We start from the raw sequence: 20220 nt of genomic DNA, 5'->3' as shown, positions 1-20220 counted from the left end.
TGTCGTTCATCGTGGAGAGAACGACAAAAAAGATCTGAGGAAGAGAGAAATGTCGTTCATTAGTTATGAAGACCAATCCAAGAGCTAAAAAAGAAGAAGATGGTTTTCATCCAAGTTATGAAGACCAATTAGGGAGTGGAATTAGAGGAAGATGGTCATCATTTTGGTCATGAAGACCAAACCAAGAGTAAGACAAGAGGAAGATGGTCATCATCGCGTCCATGAAGACCAAACCAAGAGTAAAACAAGAGGAAGATGGTCATCATCGCGGTCATGAAGACCAAACCAAGAGTAAGAAAAGAGGAAGATGGTCATCATCGCGTCCATGAAGACAAATCCAAGAGTAAAACAAGAGGAAGATGGTCATCATCGTGGCCATGAAGACCAATCCAAGAGTAAAACAAGAAGAAGATGGTATCATCGTGGCCATGAAGACCAATCTAAGAGTAAAACAAGAGAAAGATGGTCATCATCGTGGCCATGAAGACCAATCCAAGAGCAAAACAAGAGGAAGATGGTCATCATCGCGCCACGAAGACGAAACCAAGAGCAAAATATGAGCAAATTAGTCTTAATCATACCTATTAAGAAAACCCACCCCAAAAATCCACGCCCCCCAAAAAACTCCATAAAAAAAGCATGAATTCACCAAGTAAATTCACGCCAAAACCCAACTCCAATCCAATCCCCTACTTCAACTCCATCCAACTACCAACATGATGCACAGCAAACCCACCAAAACTGGAATAACCCTGATATTGCTCTAAAACAAGCCCCAGCTGATTATTCATTTCCGCCTGACCTTCTTCGAAAAACGTTAAAAATCCGTCACTAATACCGAGATTCATCGTCTCAACTGCGATCGTTACATCTTTATTAAGCAACACAGCGAGATCCATCTCATATTTCACTAATTCAATAATGCCATTTGGGCCAACGGCTTTGTCACGGTAGGCCATAATGGTCACTTCGTCTGTATTTTTTAACGCCCATTCGGCTAGATTGCCTTTTCCGTGTTTGTTACGGAAGTTCATTTCATCAAACCAAAACGGAATGTCAACTGCAAGACTGATGCCTAAACCAGATGCAGTATTAGCGGCAGCTAAAATCGCTCCTTGGTATTTAAGAACAGCAGCCCCATAGTTTGTTGTCCATTGCTCTGTTAAATAAGGCTCAATATCAAGGTGAATTCCGGCGAACTTCTGACCAGTAGCTGCCCCATTTTGATAACCACTTACCCAATTTAAAAAGTTCAAAAATGCTTTATTGTTAGCACCCCAGTTAGGTGCACCATCTAACGCGTAAACATCCATACCTAGCTTCGCAGCTTCGCTAATAAAAGTGTGATAATAGGTAACATCAATACTACGGTCAATCTGCAAAAACACGTGTGATACTTGCTTTGCTTCTAAAAACTGTAATGTAACTTCGCGGTCATTTACAATTTTACTCGTATCCCAGAGCCATGTTGAATAGCCCGGCGACAGACCCTCAGCTTGTGCTTTATGATTCAAAGCTAGACCTCCTAGTTGAGATCCTAGTAAGAATAGTAATGTCAGAACTACAACCTTTATTTTCATCATTAGCCTCTCCTTTTCAATAGCCCCATGGCTCAAAAAGGAGCCTGGCAGCTTGGCAGCCTTGCAATGTTGAACATTGGGTAGGCCCATAGCTTTGCGTCCTTGTTTTTCAACAAGTTTGCCTTTTTCAGATTTTTCTTAAGTATAAGGGCTTGTCCGGTAAAAAAATATAGGAGTGGGTTCCTATCATTATTTTCCCCTAAAATATAACAGGTAATTTATGAAAAAATGTAATGAGAAAACTGCCAATGTCCTTTATAATAAATGATAGGGAATTCTGTCGAAAAGAATTCATTTGTACGGTAACAACTATGTGACTAAGGTGGGTGTACAGATGTTAAGAGGTTTATATACAGCAACAGCAGGAATGCTTGCACAGCAAAGACGTACTGAAATGCTTTCAAATAATATGGCAAATGCCAATACAGCTGGTTATAAAGCGGATCAAGCAAGTGTCCGCGCATTTCCCGAAATGCTTTTAAATAGAATGGAAAATAAATCAGTACCAACAACAAATGGTTCAAGTTTTGGTCAAATCACACCGATTGGTTCGATTAACACAGGTGCTTACGTTCAAGAATTACAAAGCACTTTTTCACAAGGCGGTCTTAAAGAAACTGGCTTGTACACGGATGTAGCGCTTTTAGAAGAAATTATTCCCTTAAACGCAGAAACGAATGTAAAAGGTGCTTTGTTTTTTGCCGTTCAAAACCAAGCAGGTGAAGAGCGTTATACTCGTAACGGTCACTTTACACTAGATAATAACGGGATCCTAACTTCTGGAGGAAATCCAGTACTATCTACAACAGGCCAGCCAATCTCCATTCAATCTAGCGAATTCCAAGTAACGCCTGATGGAGAAGTAATTGCGGATGGAGAGTTCGTAGCACAAATTGATGTTCGTTTTGAAGCGGATGTTCGTAACCTTGTAAAAGAAGGTAATGGTTTATTCCGTACTTTCAATAATGAAGAACTGCCAACTGCAGTAAACAACGATAACATTCAATATAATCTAAGACAAAATTATTTAGAAACTTCAACAGTAGATGTTGGACGTACGTATACAGATATGATGACAGCGTACCGTTCGTTTGAAGCGAATCAAAAGGTATTACAAGCTTATGATAAAAGTATGGACAAGGCCGCGAACGAAATTGGCCGCATATAATAGGGGGTACTAGTAAATGCTACGCTCAATGATAACAGCGACGAATACGATGAGTCAGCTTCAAAAGCAGCTTGATCAAATCGGCCACAACATGGCTAATATTGATACACAAAGCTATAAAAGAACAGAAACTTCTTTCTCTGAGCTGGTACGTCAACAATTCAATAACCAGCCCAACGCTGCTGAGGAAATTGCAGAGCAACGTTTTGGCAGGGAATTAGGAATTAGACAGGGAACAGGAGCTATGCTTAACAGCAGCCTTGTTTTTACACAAGGAAACATTAAACAGACAAGCAGAGAGCTTGATATTGCCTTTACTCTTCCAAATCAATTTCTACAAATTGACGTAAACGGGGAGATTAATTATACAAGAGATGGTGCATTATACTTATCACCAACAAATGATGGAACAAATCAATTATTGTTAACAGCTTCTGATGGAAGTCCTGTTCTTGATGAAAATCAAAATCCGATTCGTTTTAATGATGATTTTCAAAAAATCGTTATTTCTAATGATGGTACGATTTCAACCGTTCAAAATGACCAAACAGAAGCACCACAAGAATTTCAGCTCGGTGTTGTCCAAGTAGATCGCCCGCAAATGTTAATTCAAAACGGAAACAACCGTTATGGATTAAAGGATTTAGGTGACATTCCGTTAAATGAAGTGTTAACGTTTCTAGAAGGTGAGCTGCGCGGTGATGTTGCAATGGAGCAAGGGGCACTTGAAATGTCCAATGTTGACTTATCCAAGGAAATGACCGATTTATTAATCTCACAGCGTTCCTATCAGATGAATGCAAAATCGGTTACACTTGGTGACCAAATGCTGGGATTAATAAACGGCGTAAGATAGGAGTTTAGTCTATTGGTAGCTAAAGAAACGACGAAACCGATCAGTCGAGAAGAAGTGAAAAAGGCTAAAAAGTCTAAAAAAGAACAAGAGATTCATGAAGAAGGTCGTCAAAAGGTGATTGTTCGAGTTCGATTACTCCCTATTTGGGTGAGGGTTCTGCTTGTTTTAATTCTTATGGTTGTAAGCACAATCGCTGGACTTATCGTCGGCTACGGAGTCATTGGTAGTGGCGAACCAAAGGATGCCCTTGAAAAGTCCACTTGGCAGCACATCATTGACTTGGTTGAAAAAGAATAAAGCTCGGGATATACTTGTTAAAAGGAAGGTGAAAGCCTTCCTTTTGTCGTACATATACATAGTGATGATTTTCTTAAAAAGGAGCTTATACATATGCTAGATAGTAATGAAATCAAGAGCATCATTCCACACCGTTACCCATTTTTACTTGTGGACCGCGTGCTCGAGGTCGAAGAAGGAACACGTGCAGTTGGAATCAAAAACGTATCAGCGAATGAAGAATTTTTTAACGGTCATTTCCCAGATTACCCGGTAATGCCCGGCGTATTAATTGTAGAAGCACTTGCACAAGTTGGCGCAGTGGCAATTTTAAAAAAGGAAGAAAACCGCGGTAGACTAGCATTTTTTGCTGGTATTGATAACTGTCGTTTCAAAAAACAAGTTGTACCTGGTGATCAGCTAAGACTTGAAGTTGAGATCACACGTTTACGTGGTTCACTTGGTAAAGGAAAGGCCATCGCAACAGTTGACGGCGAAGTAGCATGTGAAACAGAAATCATGTTTGCTTTAGGTGAGAAAAAATCAGAAGAGTAAGAAGTCATAAGAGTCAAATGACCAGATAGGTCGTTTGACTCTTTTTGCATGAGGAAGGTTTCATTCACTGGAAACTTGTCTATATAAAGCATATCGGCCGATCAATTTTCATGAAAAGTAAGAATGAAAATAGACGAAATGGGAAGCATAATCAAAGACCGGATTCAAAAGCTAAAAAAGGTCAAAATAGAAAGGAGCAATTATGATGAGAAAAAAATGGCTATTAACTTTATCAGGATCATTACTAGCAGCAATGATCGTAACAGGTTGTACTGCAGATGACGAAGATCCAGCACCACCAGAAAATACACCAACAGAAGAAAACGGTGAAATGGATACAGAACAACCACTTGAAGATGCAGGTGAAAACGTAGAAGAAGGCCTTGAAGAAGGCGGCGATATGATGGAAGAAGGCGCTAACGAAGGCGAGAACATGTTAGAAGAAGGTACTGACGAAGCTAACGATATGATGGAAGGCAACAACGAAGGTACACAAGAAGGTAACAACAACGAAGACGAGAATAAATAAGATGTGAAAGGCTAACATAACGATGTTGGCCTTTTTTATGTTTTAATCTAAAAATATTAATCATATTTATGATCTCACACCGAATAGGATGAAATGAACAGAGTTTTCTAGATTAATATGGAATGATGGTTCCATAGGAAAAAAGAGGTGTGTTAGAGATGAAAGACATGAATGCTCCATACCAACAGCATCTAACGTATATGAAAACCTATCATCCGTTCCATAGTCGTTTTGATCCTTGTCGTCCAATTGGTGTGAAATTTTATTCAACACCTCCTCATTTATATATGGGTTTTCAACCACCAAACCTACAACAGTTTCCCCCAAGAGTTGCACTGAAAAAGGGAACACTTTGGCCTGCATTATATGATGATTACGTAAATCCATATGAGGCAAAAGGAGGTCCAAAGCCATGAGTCACAAGCAATTACCAGATGAGTACTACAAACTGCTAGAGGAGCTTCAAGCTGTAGACTTTGTACTTGTCGAACTAACTCTATATTTAGATACACATCCAAATGACATGCAAGCCCTGCAACAATTTAACCAATACGCTGCCTATTCCAAACAGTTAAGACAGACATTTGAAGCCAAATTCGGCATGCTCACACAATACGGTGGCAGCTTTGCCGATGCAAATTGGAGCTGGGGAACTGCTCCATGGCCTTGGCAGGTGTAGTGGGGCGGTAATTGAGGTGAACAGAGTTTAAGAGGAACTGACCTGGATTTATCTTCAAAAATAGAGGCTTAACTTCGTACGATTTAACAGGGATTTGCTACTAAATTAGAGGCGTATCGGAGGTTCAACAGGGATTTGCACTAAATTAGGGGATATATCGGTAAAATAGCAGGGATTAGATACTAAATTAAGAGGTGTATCGACCATATAGCAGGGATTAGCTACTAAATTAGGAGGTATATCGGCAAATTAGCCTGGACTTGTTCTAAATTAGTGCATATATCAGCAATCTAGCAGGATTTTCAATTCTATCAAGAGGTTTATCCGCGATTATCGGGATTTTATCTGCGATTTTCGAGATTTATCCGCGATTATTCGCATTTTATCTGCGATTCTGAAGATTTATCCGCGATTAGACAAAAAGCGACATAAACAGGAGAGGAGAATAACAGCATGTGGGTTTATGAAAAAAAACTTCAATACCCTGTAAAAGTAAGCACATGTAACCCGACACTTGCAAAATATCTTATTGAACAATACGGCGGTGCCGACGGTGAACTCGCAGCTGCACTTCGCTATTTAAATCAACGCTACACAATTCCTGATAAAGTAGTGGGCTTATTAAACGATATCGGCACAGAGGAATTTGCCCACCTCGAAATGATCGCAACAATGATTTACAAGCTCACAAAAGACGCCACACCAGAGCAGCTAAAAGCAGCGGGCCTTGACCCCCATTATGTAAATCACGACTCAGCACTTTTCTATCACAACGCAGCAGGCGCACCATTCACGGCAACTTACATCCAAGCAAAAGGCGACCCAATCGCTGACCTTTACGAAGATATCGCTGCAGAAGAAAAAGCGCGTGCTACATACCAGTGGATCATAAACATGTCCGATGACCCTGATTTGAATGACAGTTTAGCCTTCCTACGTGAACGCGAAATTGTCCATTCTCAACGTTTCAGAGAAGCGGTTGAGATTCTAAAAGACGAAAGAGATCGGAAAAAAATATTTTAAGAAGCTTTAGCCCAGAACCCGATGTAGTTCTGGGCCTTTTGCTGTGAAAAAAGATGTTCTTGGCTGTGAAATACACTTTGAAAAAACACAAAAAAGCCACACAACCATGTGCAGCCATTCGACAAAATTCGGGAAGTGACAGGCACCAAGCACCCCGCTCCGGACCACATCCCCCGCACAGGCACCACAACCTCCGCCCTAAACCGACCTCGCCAACAACCGTCCATCCAACAAAACAGAAATAGATTCCTCCAATTCTGTAATGTTTTTCACACTAGCGGATATTTGTGCAGGTGTGTTGGTTGTTTTGGAGATTGTAACAAGGACCTTCAGGTGAGTGTCTGGTTGTTCCACGTGCTCTTTAAAAAAAGGTAACCATTCTTTTGAAATTAAAGCTTCGATTAACCAGGAGTTTTCGCCATCTTCTTTGTTAATCACAAGACCATCTTTCAAAGAAATAACTTTGTTTTCAATTACTGCTGTATCATCAATTTGTAGACCGACAAGCTTGAACGTTTTCATGATATCATCCTCGCTAGCTCGTTTTCTTTTAGTATACCATAGAGATCACAAACTACAGAATGAGCCAATCGACGGTCTATTTCGAAACATTTGATACCCGTTCAATGACGGTCATAATGATGGCTTCAATTTCTTTTCGGTCTTTCGTTTTTACTAATAAAAGCTCTTGCAGGCTTTGCGTGAACTTAGGGTTTTTTATTAAATAATCAATCAACTGAGAAACGGAGCCTTCAGCTTGATATTTTCCATACATTTCATAAAGATATTCATTTGTTTGTTCATCGCGTCCAAGCAGATGATCGATGCTTACTTGAAACGCATTGCTAAGCGATATTAAATAAGAAAGATCTGGAGCTTGCTCACCTGTTTCAAGGCGGGTAATAACTGGTCGGGATACGCTGATTGTTTCGGCCAACTGCTCCTGTGACCAACCATTTTGTTCACGATAAAATCTTAGATTCATTTGGAATTTCTCTAATTCTCTCATGTAACAACATTTCCCTTCTCCAAGCTTACTGTTATCGTAAAGGAGAATAGGGACAAGGTATGTTCTAATACAGAACATATGGAGTGATGTTCTAATACTGTACAAAAATAGATAATTCGTCCTAATTTAAGAAAATACGTAAAATACAACGAAAGAAAGAGATGAAACTATCTTTTTCCCGATATTTCGTCAAATTTAGCCAAAAATGAAAAATAGTTAAATTTTGAAATAGGATAAATTGGAATATACTTACATTGACAAATAATTGAAGAGAGGTCATGAAATGGTTGAATTTAGGCTGAAATCAATTTACTTAGAAAAAAATCCACAACGAGTTAGAGAACATACCGATGGAAACTTAGTTATTCTGAGAGTAGGAGATCAAGAAGTAGGTACAACAAACTATCATCATTTTCGGGTTCCTGTACACGCCACAGTCGATATCCGATATTTAGAGCCAAATTTGAATAGTATTCTACGTATCATTTTTCAATTAGAAAAAAGTGACTTATCCATTCAGTATTTTACCTGGAATGAGGATGAAAAACACTATATTGACACACCTCTTCATGAAGAAATCATTCAATCTCAATCCTTTCAACACATTCTTCAAAGTGTAAGCTTCACTGGTGAAAACAATTTTTCATATGTAACGAATTCCCTACAACGACTAACAGACCAACATTATTAAAAAAACTAGAAAATTGTTGAATTTTGTTGTATCAAGATAAAACCAAATTAAAAAATTTATTTCCTTATAAGAAAAATTTAGTTTCATAGCACAGAAGCAAATAAAAAAACAATTTCACTCATTTTTCCAATCCTTAGGAATCGAATACAATAAGCTTGTACAAAAAAGGAAAGGAGGAATGAAGTGATCAATCAAATCATTTTGGTTGGAAGATTAACAAAAGACCCCGAAATTCGCTACACAGCTGATGGAGCACCGGTGGCGAACATCACACTTGCTGTTAGCCGAAGCTTCCGAAATGCAGCCGGAGAAATTGAAACAGATTTTGTGAATTGTACGGTGTGGAGACGAACTGCTGAGAATACGGCTAACTACTGCCGCAAAGGTTCAATCGTAGGTGTCACAGGTCGTATCCAAACACGAAGCTATGAAAATGCTGAAAAAACCCGTGTTTATGTTACAGAAGTTGTTGCTGATTCTGTTCGCTTTATGAGTGGTAAGCCACGTGAACTAGTCGAGCAAGAAGCTTAATTTTCCCTCGTTCTCTTCATGAGAAAGAATCAATGGTATCCCCTTAATTCCACATTTTTTAAGGCTGATTGCTGTGAGGTGATCAGCCGATTTTTTTGCAAATTTGATGATAGGAATCTTTTGTCCAAAACTCGTTAATTTGTACCATGAATTTTCCCTCTATCTCTATTATCATTACACATAGTCCATAGTTTCTGGGAGAAATATGAAACTTCCTGGGAACTTATTCGTATAACATATAAAAGGGAAGAAGGAGTGTACAAATTGAAAAAAACACTATCGGTTGTTTTTGCCGCTTTATTAATGTTTATGCTTGCAGCATGTGATCAAACAGCAAAAACAACTAACGAAGAAGCAGAGCCAACAGAAGAAAGCACAAAAAAGGAAAACACATCAGAACTAACTCTTGAAGAAGTAATGACAAAATCAATGGAAGCTTCAGAATCAGTGAAAAGCTTCGCTGTTAAAATGGATATGACTCAAGAAATGTCTGCTTCTGAGCAAACAGAAGAAATTGATATGGATTCAACCATTGATATGAAGGTTGTAACAAATCCAATGACACTATATCAAAAAATGGATATGAACATGAACGAAGCTGGAGCGGAAAATACTTATACAACTGAAACATATTTCTCCCCTGATGGAATTTTTGTATTTGACTCATCAACAAATCAATGGATGACGTTCCCGAAGGAAATGTCAGATCAACTGATGCAAACATCAACACAAGAAACAAATCCAGCAGAAGAGCTAAAAAAGCTTCAACAATTTGTTGATGACTTTACATTTGAGCAAGATGATAAAAACTTCATTTTAAAATTAAATGCATCAGGTGAAAAATTCACAGACTTTATTAAAGAAACAGTCGAACAAACACTTCCACAAGATCTTTACGCAGGTGGAGATGTTTTTAATAATATGAAGATCAATGAAATTAAGTATGAAATCCACATCAACAAAGAAACATACTACCCAACAAGCCTAAATACGGTAATGGATATGGAAATTACCGCTGAAGGTGAAACTGTTAAACTGAAGCAAAATATGGAAGGAACGTACACTGATTATAATGAAATTGAAGAAGTAAAAGTTCCTCAAGAGGTTATTGATAACGCGGTTGAAATGGAAATGTAATAAAATGGCTGATTGCTTAGCGATCAGCCATTTTTATTTAAAGAATGTAACGGAAAAACAAAAAAACGACAGCTAAAAAACTGTCGCTCTACTTCGAAACCTTCTTTTCAATTAATGTAACTAGCTTTTGCCACTGTGGGGCCTTTTTTTCTTCATTTTTCTTCTTGCTTTTTTGCTTTGTTGCCATCTGAAAAAACCCCTTCCTAGCTCATCGATAACGTAAAGAGCTCTTCAAGCTCATCAGAAGAAAGCTCTGTAATCCAATTCTCACTCTGGATAATTTCATCATTTAATGATTGCTTTTTCTCGAGCATCTCATCAATTTTTTCCTCAATCGTTCCGGTTGTAATGAGTTTATGAACATGAACGAAGCGGTCCTGACCAATTCGGTAGGCGCGGTCTGTTGCCTGGTTTTCAACGGCAGGATTCCACCAGCGATCATAGTGGATTACATGGTTGGCGGCTGTTAAATTCAGTCCTGTTCCACCAGCCTTCAATGAAAGAATTAAAAACGGAAAGTCCTTGTTTTGAAACGATTCAACCATTCGGTCACGCTCTGATTTCATCACACTTCCGTTCAAAAACAACACCTTTTCACCAAATTCCTTTTCCAGCAGCCCTTTCATCATTTCACCCATGCCGATATATTGCGTGAAAATTAAGCAGCTTTCCTGTTGCTCACGGATGGAGGTGGTAAGTTCTAAAAGCTTCTCAATTTTATGTGAACGAGAAACTAACTGCTTTGGCTGTTGTTCCTTTAAATACAGGGCAGGGTGATTACAAATTTGCTTCAGTTTCCCAAGCATCTTCAAAATCAATGCTTTACGCTGCATACCAGCCAATGAATTCACCTGCTCAAATGTATCCTTCACAAGCTGCTCATACAATGAGGCCTGCTCAATAGAGAGCGGAATATACTCTTTCTGCTCCTGCTTTTCAGGTAAATTCAACGCAACCTGTTCATCTCGTTTTGTACGTCTTAATAAAAACGGCTTAATATAACGCTGCAGCTGTTCAATTTGCTCCACATCACGATCTTTTTCAATTGGAAGAACATAGCGTTTATGAAAGCTATGCAAGCTGCCTAAGTAACCATGATTCAGAAAATCGTAAATGGACCAAAGCTCTGTTAAGCGGTTTTCCATTGGCGTTCCTGTTAAGGCAATATGATGCTGCCCGCGTAGCTTGCGGATTGCCCGCGATTGCTTTGTATGCGCATTTTTAATATTTTGCGCCTCATCTAAACAAATCGTACTCCACTTAACAGCTGAAACTTCCTCGAAATCAGCATGTGACAGTCCATATGAAGTAATAATCACATCATAGCCCTGTAATGAAGGAGCAAACCCCTCTTCCTTAGGGCGGTTCGGTCCGTAATGAAGCTTCACATTCAAGTGCGGAGCAAACTTTTCAAATTCCTTCTGCCAGTTACCAAGCACTGAGGTTGGCGCAATGATGAGCGCAGGATGCTCAGGCTTTTCCGTAGCTTTTACATAAGAAAAATAAGCAATCATCTGAATCGTTTTTCCAAGACCCATATCATCTGCAAGACAAGCGCCAAAGCCAACACTACGTAAAAACAACAACCAATCCACACCATTTTGCTGATAAGGGCGAAGTGTTCCTTGAAACTCCTCAGGTATCTGGTGTGTAGGCAGCTCCTCCGTATCGGTCAGCTTTCTAAGCAATCCTCTCATCTGCTGATTCAATTCAATTTGAATATTAGCAAATGCACGTGCATCAACGACATCATCATGATCTTCGTCAAGATCTTTTGCGTTCAGCTCCTGATGAAGAATATCAGACAAATGTAAACCATCTCGATCAGCTTTTTTCAAAATGGCCTGAACCTGTTTAATGAAGGCAGGATCAAGCTTAATCCACTGTCCTCTAAAATTTACAAGGCGGCGCTGCTGCGAAACGAGCTGCAGAAATTCCTCTTCACTCATCTCCACGCCGTTTGTTGAAAAGCGCCAGTTAAAATCAATCAATGAGTTCATGCCAACAAATGACTGCCCACGAGGGGACGATGATACCTTGGCCTTGAGCATAAGCTGCGAATCCTTCACAACCTGCCACCATGATGGAAGCAAAATTTCCACGCCCATATTAATGAGCGTCTCACTCGCATCGGTTAAAAACAACCAAGCTTCATCTTCAGTCACATACGTGGTTCCAGTTTGAAAGCTTAACCAAGGCACAACCTCTGAAAAGCGCTCCTGCTCACGCTCAATCTTGCTTAAGAAAGGCTTCCACTTTCTCGGCAGCTCGCCTTGATAATGAATCAAATCATCTTCATCCGTTTTACTACGCAAAAGAATCTCAAGCTGCCAATCATCAGTGTCCGTTTCTGGTTCATTTAATCGAAGGCCAACTGTAAATGGTGTATCATCGTGATGCCAACCGATTTTTTCAAGAAAATCTGCTTCATCGATGAAATGTCCTTGAAACGTTGTTAATACAGGATAAGCATTCACAATATCTGCCCATGCATCATGAAGAATCAAATCATTTTCGATCAGATCGTTCATAGCCGCAGAAAACCATTCCAAAGCAAAGCCTTCGAGCTCATTTCGGGCATCTTTAAAGCGTGTCACACCTTGCTTCCAGCCTTCAAAATCAGGCACATACTCACCATTTGCGATGATGTCATAAATCGTATGGGCCACATGGGCAAGGCGCTCTGCATCTTCTGACAACGAAATCGTCGCAAGTGAATTGTACGTTTCTTTTCCGAGCAGCTCGACCATCATCCATGCTGAGAGCTGAACAGCTGGCAAGCCGATATAGCTAATGTCCTCTAATTTTGTTCCGAAAAAAGAAGACTCGTGCCAGGTGAAAAGATAACGGGAAAACTCTTCAACTGTAAGCGGGCTTTCGTCGTGTGCAGATGTACAATACACATAAAACGAATTGTTCTCAATTTGCTCTGCATGCAGTACAATATTGATCGTATTAATCATGGATCAGCTTCCCTTTCTTCAATTCTTCCTGAAATGCACGTAGTCGTTTATGTTCATCCGATAGCTGCAAAATATAATTTTCCCATACTTCTTCGCGCTTCAGCTTTTTGTACTGAGATTTCATTCTCTTCAAATAGCGCACAGCCATTTTATAATTTTCACGGGTCTTCATACTGATTTCATGCTTAACCGTTTTAACATAAAGAGGCAAAAGGACACCCGGCTCACTTTTTTCAATATCTCTTAACACATAAGTATCCATTTCTTCAATTGAAAAACCTAATAACGTCTGCAGTTCAATCCACGTACGATACTGCTCTTTATCTAAAAGAAAATCATGATATTCCGCATAACTCAACGGAAGCATATTACGGCACGCCCGTTCAAACAGCTTTTCATCATTTGTAGCTTTTGAATATTGCTTAATAAGCTGCATCATATAACGGATAACTTGTCGTTTTTCCTCAAAAGGAAGATCACTGTTTATGTATTCGGTTGAATTGTCCATCATATAAGACATCCACCCAGACATGCGCTTCCAATTTTTCTTTTTCATGATGTCCTCAACCCAATGAAAGGTAAAAGGAAGTGCAGAAGGTGAAAGCTTTTTCATCGTTTCAAAAATGTGCTCATCACGCGATTGAAGAAAATCCATATGCATGAGCGCTGTTTCCATTTCCACCGCAAACGAAGGCTCGTGATTTTTTTCATCTTCAAGATGCTCCTCAAGCCATTCTCGTTCGATATTAATAAACTTATCGCGACGCAATAGTTCAATCCATAGCAGTTGATACAAATTCGAGCGCTCGTATTGATATTGCTTGCTCGTAAACAACAGCTCACGGAAGCGCTCAACACTGTCCACTAAAAGCGGATCAAGGGCAAACGGTAAGGCATAGCGTTTCATCTCAGAAATCGCGATCGCCACATTATCTGAAAGCTGATCAATATAAGGGTAAATAATATGTTGTAACATATAGTCTGTTGGCTTCGTCTCATTAATTAGCTGCAAGATTTTTATAAAAACTGTCACAGATGCCTGAACGATAAAAAACTGCTTCATCTCAGGAGACTTCGGTGCCTTCTTTTTCAGGGCTGAATAATAATGATGAAAAAGACTTTGAAAAAGCTGATTTGGTGAAGAAAGCTGATCATACCAGCTCTCAAACTCACGATCAAAAAACGCAATCCAGCTTGCAAGGGAGGAATCTTCATACTCCTTTTCAGGCTTTAAAAGTGAGCTCGCTTTACGTACATGCTTTAACACATCATCGCTCGGTTTTTCTTCTTTCCAAAAATCAACGAAGGTACCGACTCGGTCCACACTTGCATATACATATAGAAAGGCTGCAATACGGTGCCGACATATTGAAGGAGCCGGACAAGTGCACGTGCTCATCACAAAATCATCCAAATCAAGCTCAACCTGAACACTCGTGACATCCTGGACTTTTGCGGAAACAGTGTGACTTGTTGTGCTCACATTATAAATACTACCTTGACGATATAAAATGAGTCCTTTTTTCACGACATTACGATCATGCTCATCCTGAGGAGAAAGCAACTGTTTAATCTGTTCACCGGCACCAAGTACAAATTCTTTACTAAGTTCCCGACCAAGCATAGAGAGGACTCCTTTCATTTAAAGCAGAACTGCGCCCAAGCACAGCTGCACTACATTAAACAGATAAATGATTGAAATAAACCTAATTCTTCTATTATAACGCATAATGAATTGATCAAAAAGGTTTAGTACGAGAAAGAATCGGGGACATAAAAGAAAAGCAGCTTTCGAAACTTTTATTTGCTCCGGGCAAACCAAATAAATTACATCTTGTCAGCACCACAGAATCAAAGTATAATGATTTGGTATTGTCTGAATTTGTAAAAAAAGAAAGGAAACTTATACAATATGAAGGATAATCAGCTGAAACAAGAAGAGCTGTTACAAATTCTATTAAGCGCCTACGACAAAGGCGAAGCAAAAGCCGATATCACAACTAACGAAATGATAGAAGACTTAATCTCTCAAATAAGAAAAGTATATGCATCATAAAGAAAACGGGCACCTGGTGAGGGTGCTCGTTTTTTGTGTTGGGTGGTGCCTGTCACTTCCCGGATTTTGTCGGAATAGGATGAGGAGGTGCCTGTCACTTCCCGGATTATGTCGAAACGTGTCTATCTGCAGAGGAATTCTCAAAATAGAAAAACAAACCTCAAATATTTTGCTGGCAAATGACGGTTACACTTTTGACGGTGTTGCTAAGATGATTAGTTTATATATTACTCGGGAAATATTATATAAAAAGACAACTAGCAGATCGGTGAATGGCTAAGCTTGTGGGCAGTCTATACAGGACTGTCATTGTTAATGTTTTGTAAAAATCGATCAACCAATGGCGTACTGCTTAAAAAGATTGTAAAATACTGTAGAGAAGGAGGTGGATTCAATGGAAGAACGATTAGAGCGAATGGAAGACATGCTGGCCAATTTGATTAGGATGGTTGGTGATATGAAAAGAGAACAACTAGAAACGAGACAAGAGATTAAGGAAATGAAACAAGACATCTCAGAATTGAAACAGGACCAAAAAGCAACACGGGAAGATATAGCTCGATTACGACTGGAAAATGAAAAGCACCACACTGAAATCAGCAGTCGAATTTCTTCAAACGAGTTGGATCATGAGCACACTTGGGAAAAGACTGTGCAAAATGAAAGGGAAATCGCAAAATTAAAAAAGCAGTTTGAATTAATAGACTTCACGTGAAATGTAACCACAAAATCACCTTCGAACTTAACAACCACAAGAGCAAATACAACACTCGTTAAAAACGTCAAAGAACAATCCAATAGCACACACAGAGACTCCAAAAATAAGCTGGGTGGTGCCTGGCACCACCCGAATTTTGTCGAAAGAACAACATCAATCATCCATCATCTTCTCAATTATTTCCAGATAAATTTAAATAGATAAACGTAATGTACCGATATAACAAGATCGTAAGTGACTGTACGACTAAATAGACACTAAACGAATATTTCAATTCCCAGCCTTTATAAGTAAATACATCGAAATAAACACTTATTCCTTCAAATAGGGTGCCTGCTAGTGAACAAGCAATAATGTAAAAAAGAACACCAAATCCCCTAATGTGAAACCTTTCATAACAATAGACAAAGAGATAGGAAAAGGGTGCGTAAAATAGATACGTTAAAATATCGAAAAAATCATATTTCCCTGTATCCATCACATCGTATAAGTTGAATGTAGGTGAAGACAGTAGATGATCTAATATCCTTGCAATAATCGAGCCGAACATAAGCATAATAATACTCAGACTTATTGGCATTCTCTTCGGTAAGAAAACAATAATCGCTATGGTAATAATTAACCCAAGTAGGATAAACCACTCATTTTCATCAAATGCTTTAGGGAGTGGAAGAATGTTCATGTCCATATCCCTTCTTTTTTCAGTAGCTTTTTATATGTTACCTGCAATAGCTGAATAACTAGCATTAATACAATAATTAGCAGAAATGAAAGGTAATACTCCCAATTTTTATACTTAATAATGCCCAATATTACCAGTACTTTCTCTAAAATAAGAGTGATGAAAACAGTCACGAAGAGTAATACTATCCTCCCAAGCTTTTTACTAATAGCAGATCGTAAATTAAAATAAATTAAATAAGCAAAAGGAAGTAAAATCACCTCAAATAGTCGAAAAGCAATAAAACCACTTACATCATTCGTTAGTTCCCACACTTTAGTATTAACATATAAAATTGAAAAATAGCTCGTAATGAAAAACTCTAATACCATAAACATAAATATGTTCTCAAGCGGATTTAAGCCTTTTTTCATGACCGTGAAAGTAAGAATCATAACAACAGAAAGATTGAATAACAGTAACAACTCCATTTGTAGTCAACTCGCATTTGATTTTTGAAAGTATTTTTTTATTCTTTGCAGTATTTGTTAGGTTATACATAGAGGGTGGTGCCAGTGGTCAAACCCCCAATAAATAGACAAAAAACAAAACGACAAAATTGGAAAATAAATGAAATGTAATTGTCCTTTGAATTTTAAACTGAGATTTATTTAATACTTGACATGGAGCCTCTGTGGGCATTATTCTGCCACCAAAAAGCCAGCCATTTAGTTAATGGTTGGCATACCAAACAAGGCAATCATGCACCACTCCATATCAAGTTGCTGCTTTGAAGTTTGATACGCAAAGCCCCAGCTTCTTAGTTTGGATATAATCCTTATAATATTCACTTGGAGAAACAAAACCGGTTCTTGTATGAATTCGTTCCTCGTTGTAATAATGTACATATTTTTTAAAGTTTGTATCACTTGTTTTTATGTTATTTGTGGGATAAAAACATGGAAACTCAGATTTTAGTTGGGAAAAAAAGCTCTCTATTACCGCATTATCCCAACAATTTGCTTTACGTGACATACTCGGAGTAAAGTGTAGATTCTTGCTTAATTCATTGTAACTAAGGGATCTATAGACACTTCCTTGATCACTATGAATGACTACGCCTTTTAAATCTTTCAGATTTCTATTTTTCATCGCCTTTTTTACAGTAGCTTCAATTAATTCAGTGTTTGGACTTGTGCTAATCTCAAAAGCAATAATTTCACTGTTAAATAAGTCTAGAATAGCTGAGATACATCTTTTATGTGACCCAATCCATACCTCAGTCATATCTGTTACCCATTTTTGATTAGGGTGAACTGCTTTGAAATTTCTTTTTAAAATATTTTCATATACAAAACCAGCTGCTTGAACTTTAGACTCTTTGGTTGTTTTTGGCCGTCTTACTTTGGCTTTTAAGTTTGTTACTTTCATTAAGCGAGCTACTCTTTTGTGATTCACTACTATTCCTTTATTCTTCAATACTTTCGAAATTCGTTTAGCACCATAGGTGCCCTGATGACGATTATAGATACGTTTAATAAGGCTTAAAATTTCACGATCCCCTTTACCAATTTTTCTACTAGGACGTTTAATATAAGCGTAATATCCACTTTTAGATACCCCTAAAACCTTACATAACAACACCACAGAATATTCCTCTCTCAAGTGGGTAATTGCCTCATATTTTGTGTTTATTTTTTCTCCTTGAGAAAGGCCTGGAACTTTTTTAGGATTTCATTCTCTAGTTCTTTTTCTTTAAGTTTCTTTTCTAACTCTCTTATCTTTTCATCTTGTTTTTGAGTTGAAGAATGGGCAACAGATTTAGGATTAATTAATCCTTTTTCTCCATTTTTCTTATATGCATTAACCCATCGATTAACCGTATCACGATGAAGGTCTAAATCTTTAGCCACAATTGCCACTGGTGTAAGATCTTCCAATACTCTACGAACAGCTTTTAACTTAGTTTCGACAGTATTATGTTGTTTTGCCATCTCTTATCCCCCCAATAAAAATGTATATATGTCGTACTTTAATTATAATTCATATGTCCATTATAAGGGGGTCGAGCACAGGCACCACCCGAATTTTGTCGAATAGTTCACACAACAATCCACCACCCACAATCTACCATTAAAGTTTAAATTGACTAATAACCTCCTAGAATAGTACATTTATAGTAGGTTTTTACTACTACTTCGGAGGCCGAACATGAAGAAAATACTTCTGGCAATTTTACTTACTTTATTCACCGCATCAATCCTGCCAACAACTTCAAGCGCTGCTACAGACACCAACTATGCAAACGCTGTAGGTGCAGGGAAAAAGCTATTACAAAAAACAAATGCTTTCAACCAAACAATCAGTAAAGGCGATCTTTACTATATCGATGAGCAATATGATGCATTCAGTGCCGAAATCAAAAAGGTTGAACGCGCAATCGGAAAAGTTTCTGGCTCTAAAAATCGTAAGTACTTAAATGACACATATGTAAAAGTCGCAAAAGTAGCGAGAGAGCGCGTCATCTATGAGGTTTCTCAATACCGATTAATCGCTGTGATCACGGATTCCTACTATAATAGTGAATTCACAAAAATGAAAAGTGATTATGCAAAGCTAGACAGGCTGAAAAAACGTGCAGTAGCGATTAAACAAGCAGGAGGCTACAAAGCTCTTCCGGCTGCAGTGAATCAAGAATTAACAGCTTACATCAACTGGTTCAGTGACAAGCTTAACCAATCAACAGCAGGTGATGGAGAAGCAGTTAAATTAACGTACAACCCAGCAACAGGAGACATCCTCCTGAACGGGGCAACTCTTTCACAAACAAGAAATGAAACATTCGCTACACTCGGTCAACCAACTTATAAAGATCTTGATGAATTTGAAGGTGGCACATATCTAGCCTATGTATATCCTTATCCATACTCAGATTATGATGAAGATCTTTATGTTTACTACGGCGGCAACGACACAGTGAACTTTATTGCTCACACATATATCGCAGGTGGCTACGGCTTCCCGGTTGAATTCCTAGACGCATTTGACGGAGATGTTTACTACAATCCATATCCAACAGATGATGCTCTTGATGAAATCATCTTTGTAAGTCCGACTGGACAAATTCTAAATGCACAATTCTATGAAGATTACTCTTACGGCGAAGGCAATTATTATGCTCTATATCGACTAATGAATATCGATGGAAACTTCGATCCGTCACTATATGAGCAAATTGATCCTTCTCAACTGTATTAAGGTGAGAAAAGCATCCATATCGGGTGCTTTTTTCGTTAAAAAAGAAAAAAATAATAGTTAATATCTTGAAAAATTGTAAAATATTGTAGAGGAGGTGAACAAAAGTGGACCAAGTTGAAGGAATAATAAGAAAAATGGATATCTTGCTATCCTCATTATTAGATAAGGTAAGTGGTATGAAGAAAGAACGATCAGATATGAAACATGATCTAGCAGGATTAAAGCAACACCAAACAACAATGGGCAGAAAAGTAACGATCATCTTAGATGAGCAAACAGCTATACAGGAAGACCTGACCCAAATACGTAAAAAATATGTTAATGATAGAAAAAGCAACTTTTTTACGATGAAAGAAATTGAATTTAATTCTTCACCCTCAATAAATGAAGAAGATGAGAAGAAAATGTCAAGAATCAAGAAACAACTCGAAGAAATAACTTCACAGAAATAACTCCAAACGAGCCTAACCATACATAAAGCTGAGTAAAAGACAGAATATAACCTCACCTTAGTATCTCCATAACATAAA

At 38.3% G+C, this 20220-nt stretch carries 24 protein-coding genes and 1 riboswitch; of the genes, 15 read left to right on the top strand and 9 right to left on the bottom strand.

Going from position 1 to position 20220, the window contains the following annotated elements:
* Positions 1 to 307 precede the first annotated feature (307 nt).
* Positions 308 to 484, top strand: coding sequence for a hypothetical protein (locus LPC09_RS24095; RefSeq protein WP_176551160.1), 177 nt, complete (start codon positions 308 to 310; stop codon positions 482 to 484).
* 205 nt (positions 485 to 689) lie between these two features.
* On the opposite strand, the gene LPC09_RS24090 is transcribed toward LPC09_RS24095, so the two are convergent.
* The gene (locus LPC09_RS24090; RefSeq protein WP_141549715.1) at positions 690 to 1583 is read right to left on the bottom strand and encodes an amidase; all 894 of its coding nucleotides are present in this window, start codon (positions 1581 to 1583) and stop codon (positions 690 to 692) included.
* A 40-nt stretch (positions 1584 to 1623) separates the two neighbouring features.
* Positions 1624 to 1713, bottom strand: a riboswitch (cyclic di-GMP riboswitch).
* A 201-nt stretch (positions 1714 to 1914) separates the two neighbouring features.
* Between LPC09_RS24090 and LPC09_RS24085 the strand changes: the two genes are divergently transcribed.
* The 8 genes from LPC09_RS24085 (at position 1915) to cotJC (ending at position 6666) form a co-directional block, all read left to right on the top strand.
* Entirely contained in the window at positions 1915 to 2748 is an 834-nt protein-coding gene (locus tag LPC09_RS24085) for a flagellar hook-basal body protein (protein WP_098798612.1), read from the top strand.
* A 16-nt stretch (positions 2749 to 2764) separates the two neighbouring features.
* On the top strand, positions 2765 to 3604 hold the full coding sequence (locus tag LPC09_RS24080; RefSeq protein WP_098798613.1) for a flagellar hook-basal body protein: 840 nt from the start codon (positions 2765 to 2767) through the stop codon (positions 3602 to 3604).
* Between the two features lie 12 nt (positions 3605 to 3616).
* Positions 3617 to 3901, top strand: coding sequence for a DNA-directed RNA polymerase subunit beta (locus LPC09_RS24075; RefSeq protein WP_176551161.1), 285 nt, complete (start codon positions 3617 to 3619; stop codon positions 3899 to 3901).
* A gap of 93 nt (positions 3902 to 3994) precedes the next feature.
* Positions 3995 to 4435, top strand: coding sequence for a 3-hydroxyacyl-ACP dehydratase FabZ (gene fabZ, locus LPC09_RS24070; RefSeq protein ID WP_098798614.1), 441 nt, complete (start codon positions 3995 to 3997; stop codon positions 4433 to 4435).
* Between the two features lie 205 nt (positions 4436 to 4640).
* The gene (locus LPC09_RS24065) at positions 4641 to 4964 is read left to right on the top strand and encodes a hypothetical protein (RefSeq protein WP_098798615.1); all 324 of its coding nucleotides are present in this window, start codon (positions 4641 to 4643) and stop codon (positions 4962 to 4964) included.
* A 167-nt stretch (positions 4965 to 5131) separates the two neighbouring features.
* Complete coding sequence (locus tag LPC09_RS24060) at positions 5132 to 5380, top strand: spore coat associated protein CotJA (RefSeq protein ID WP_098798625.1); 249 nt, start codon at positions 5132 to 5134, stop codon at positions 5378 to 5380.
* Complete coding sequence (locus LPC09_RS24055) at positions 5377 to 5643, top strand: spore coat protein CotJB (protein ID WP_098798616.1); 267 nt, start codon at positions 5377 to 5379, stop codon at positions 5641 to 5643. The genes LPC09_RS24060 and LPC09_RS24055 overlap by 4 nt, the downstream gene beginning before the upstream one ends.
* A gap of 453 nt (positions 5644 to 6096) precedes the next feature.
* Complete coding sequence (gene cotJC, locus LPC09_RS24050) at positions 6097 to 6666, top strand: spore coat protein CotJC (RefSeq protein ID WP_098798617.1); 570 nt, start codon at positions 6097 to 6099, stop codon at positions 6664 to 6666.
* Between the two features lie 198 nt (positions 6667 to 6864).
* On the opposite strand, the gene LPC09_RS24045 is transcribed toward cotJC, so the two are convergent.
* Positions 6865 to 7188, bottom strand: a complete 324-nt coding sequence (locus LPC09_RS24045) for a YwpF-like family protein (protein WP_231308627.1) — start codon at positions 7186 to 7188, stop codon at positions 6865 to 6867.
* A gap of 76 nt (positions 7189 to 7264) precedes the next feature.
* On the bottom strand, positions 7265 to 7651 hold the full coding sequence (locus LPC09_RS24040) for a helix-turn-helix domain-containing protein (RefSeq protein ID WP_176551162.1): 387 nt from the start codon (positions 7649 to 7651) through the stop codon (positions 7265 to 7267).
* A gap of 307 nt (positions 7652 to 7958) precedes the next feature.
* On the opposite strand from LPC09_RS24040, the gene LPC09_RS24035 reads away from it, so the two are divergent.
* From LPC09_RS24035 to LPC09_RS24025, 3 genes are all read left to right on the top strand, one after another.
* Positions 7959 to 8366 carry a hypothetical protein gene (locus LPC09_RS24035; protein ID WP_231308626.1) on the top strand — a complete coding sequence of 136 codons (408 nt, stop codon included), beginning with the start codon at positions 7959 to 7961 and terminating at the stop codon, positions 8364 to 8366.
* Between the two features lie 183 nt (positions 8367 to 8549).
* Positions 8550 to 8897: a single-stranded DNA-binding protein gene (locus LPC09_RS24030; protein ID WP_098798622.1), complete on the top strand. Its 348-nt coding sequence runs from the start codon at positions 8550 to 8552 to the stop codon at positions 8895 to 8897.
* A 264-nt stretch (positions 8898 to 9161) separates the two neighbouring features.
* Positions 9162 to 10034, top strand: a complete 873-nt coding sequence (locus tag LPC09_RS24025) for a DUF6612 family protein (RefSeq protein WP_331275790.1) — start codon at positions 9162 to 9164, stop codon at positions 10032 to 10034.
* 203 nt (positions 10035 to 10237) lie between these two features.
* Here LPC09_RS24025 and LPC09_RS24020 read toward each other — a convergent pair whose 3' ends face one another.
* On the bottom strand, positions 10238 to 12997 hold the full coding sequence (locus tag LPC09_RS24020; RefSeq protein ID WP_098795701.1) for a DEAD/DEAH box helicase: 2760 nt from the start codon (positions 12995 to 12997) through the stop codon (positions 10238 to 10240).
* The gene (locus tag LPC09_RS24015) at positions 12990 to 14621 is read right to left on the bottom strand and encodes an SWIM zinc finger family protein (RefSeq protein WP_231308624.1); all 1632 of its coding nucleotides are present in this window, start codon (positions 14619 to 14621) and stop codon (positions 12990 to 12992) included. The genes LPC09_RS24020 and LPC09_RS24015 overlap by 8 nt, the downstream gene beginning before the upstream one ends.
* A gap of 826 nt (positions 14622 to 15447) precedes the next feature.
* On the opposite strand from LPC09_RS24015, the gene LPC09_RS24010 reads away from it, so the two are divergent.
* Positions 15448 to 15768 carry a hypothetical protein gene (locus LPC09_RS24010; RefSeq protein WP_231308623.1) on the top strand — a complete coding sequence of 107 codons (321 nt, stop codon included), beginning with the start codon at positions 15448 to 15450 and terminating at the stop codon, positions 15766 to 15768.
* A gap of 175 nt (positions 15769 to 15943) precedes the next feature.
* Here the strand turns inward: LPC09_RS24010 and LPC09_RS24005 are convergent, their stop codons facing one another.
* The 4 genes from LPC09_RS24005 to LPC09_RS23990 all read right to left on the bottom strand — a co-directional run bounded on the left by LPC09_RS24005 (position 15944) and on the right by LPC09_RS23990 (position 18426).
* Positions 15944 to 16453 carry a hypothetical protein gene (locus tag LPC09_RS24005; RefSeq protein ID WP_231308622.1) on the bottom strand — a complete coding sequence of 170 codons (510 nt, stop codon included), beginning with the start codon at positions 16451 to 16453 and terminating at the stop codon, positions 15944 to 15946.
* Positions 16450 to 16923, bottom strand: a complete 474-nt coding sequence (locus LPC09_RS24000; protein ID WP_231308621.1) for a hypothetical protein — start codon at positions 16921 to 16923, stop codon at positions 16450 to 16452. The genes LPC09_RS24005 and LPC09_RS24000 overlap by 4 nt, the downstream gene beginning before the upstream one ends.
* Positions 16924 to 17209: 286 nt before the next feature.
* Positions 17210 to 18079 carry an IS3 family transposase gene (locus tag LPC09_RS23995; protein ID WP_231308486.1) on the bottom strand — a complete coding sequence of 290 codons (870 nt, stop codon included), beginning with the start codon at positions 18077 to 18079 and terminating at the stop codon, positions 17210 to 17212.
* A gap of 44 nt (positions 18080 to 18123) precedes the next feature.
* The gene (locus LPC09_RS23990; RefSeq protein WP_098797844.1) at positions 18124 to 18426 is read right to left on the bottom strand and encodes a helix-turn-helix domain-containing protein; all 303 of its coding nucleotides are present in this window, start codon (positions 18424 to 18426) and stop codon (positions 18124 to 18126) included.
* Positions 18427 to 18643: 217 nt separating this feature from the next.
* Here LPC09_RS23990 and LPC09_RS23985 point away from each other — a divergent pair, with 217 nt between their 5' ends.
* Both LPC09_RS23985 and LPC09_RS23980 read left to right on the top strand, forming a co-directional pair.
* Positions 18644 to 19690, top strand: coding sequence for a hypothetical protein (locus tag LPC09_RS23985; RefSeq protein WP_098795697.1), 1047 nt, complete (start codon positions 18644 to 18646; stop codon positions 19688 to 19690).
* 104 nt (positions 19691 to 19794) lie between these two features.
* A complete protein-coding gene (locus tag LPC09_RS23980; RefSeq protein ID WP_098795696.1) occupies positions 19795 to 20142 on the top strand; it encodes a hypothetical protein in 348 nt (115 codons plus the stop codon).
* Positions 20143 to 20220: the final 78 nt, after the last annotated feature.

This window comes from Metabacillus sp. B2-18, assembly GCF_021117275.1.
Taxonomy (GTDB): Bacteria; Bacillota; Bacilli; order Bacillales; family Bacillaceae; genus Metabacillus.
Note: the sequence above shows the minus strand (reverse complement) of the source record. Positions and strands in the feature narration are given on the sequence as shown.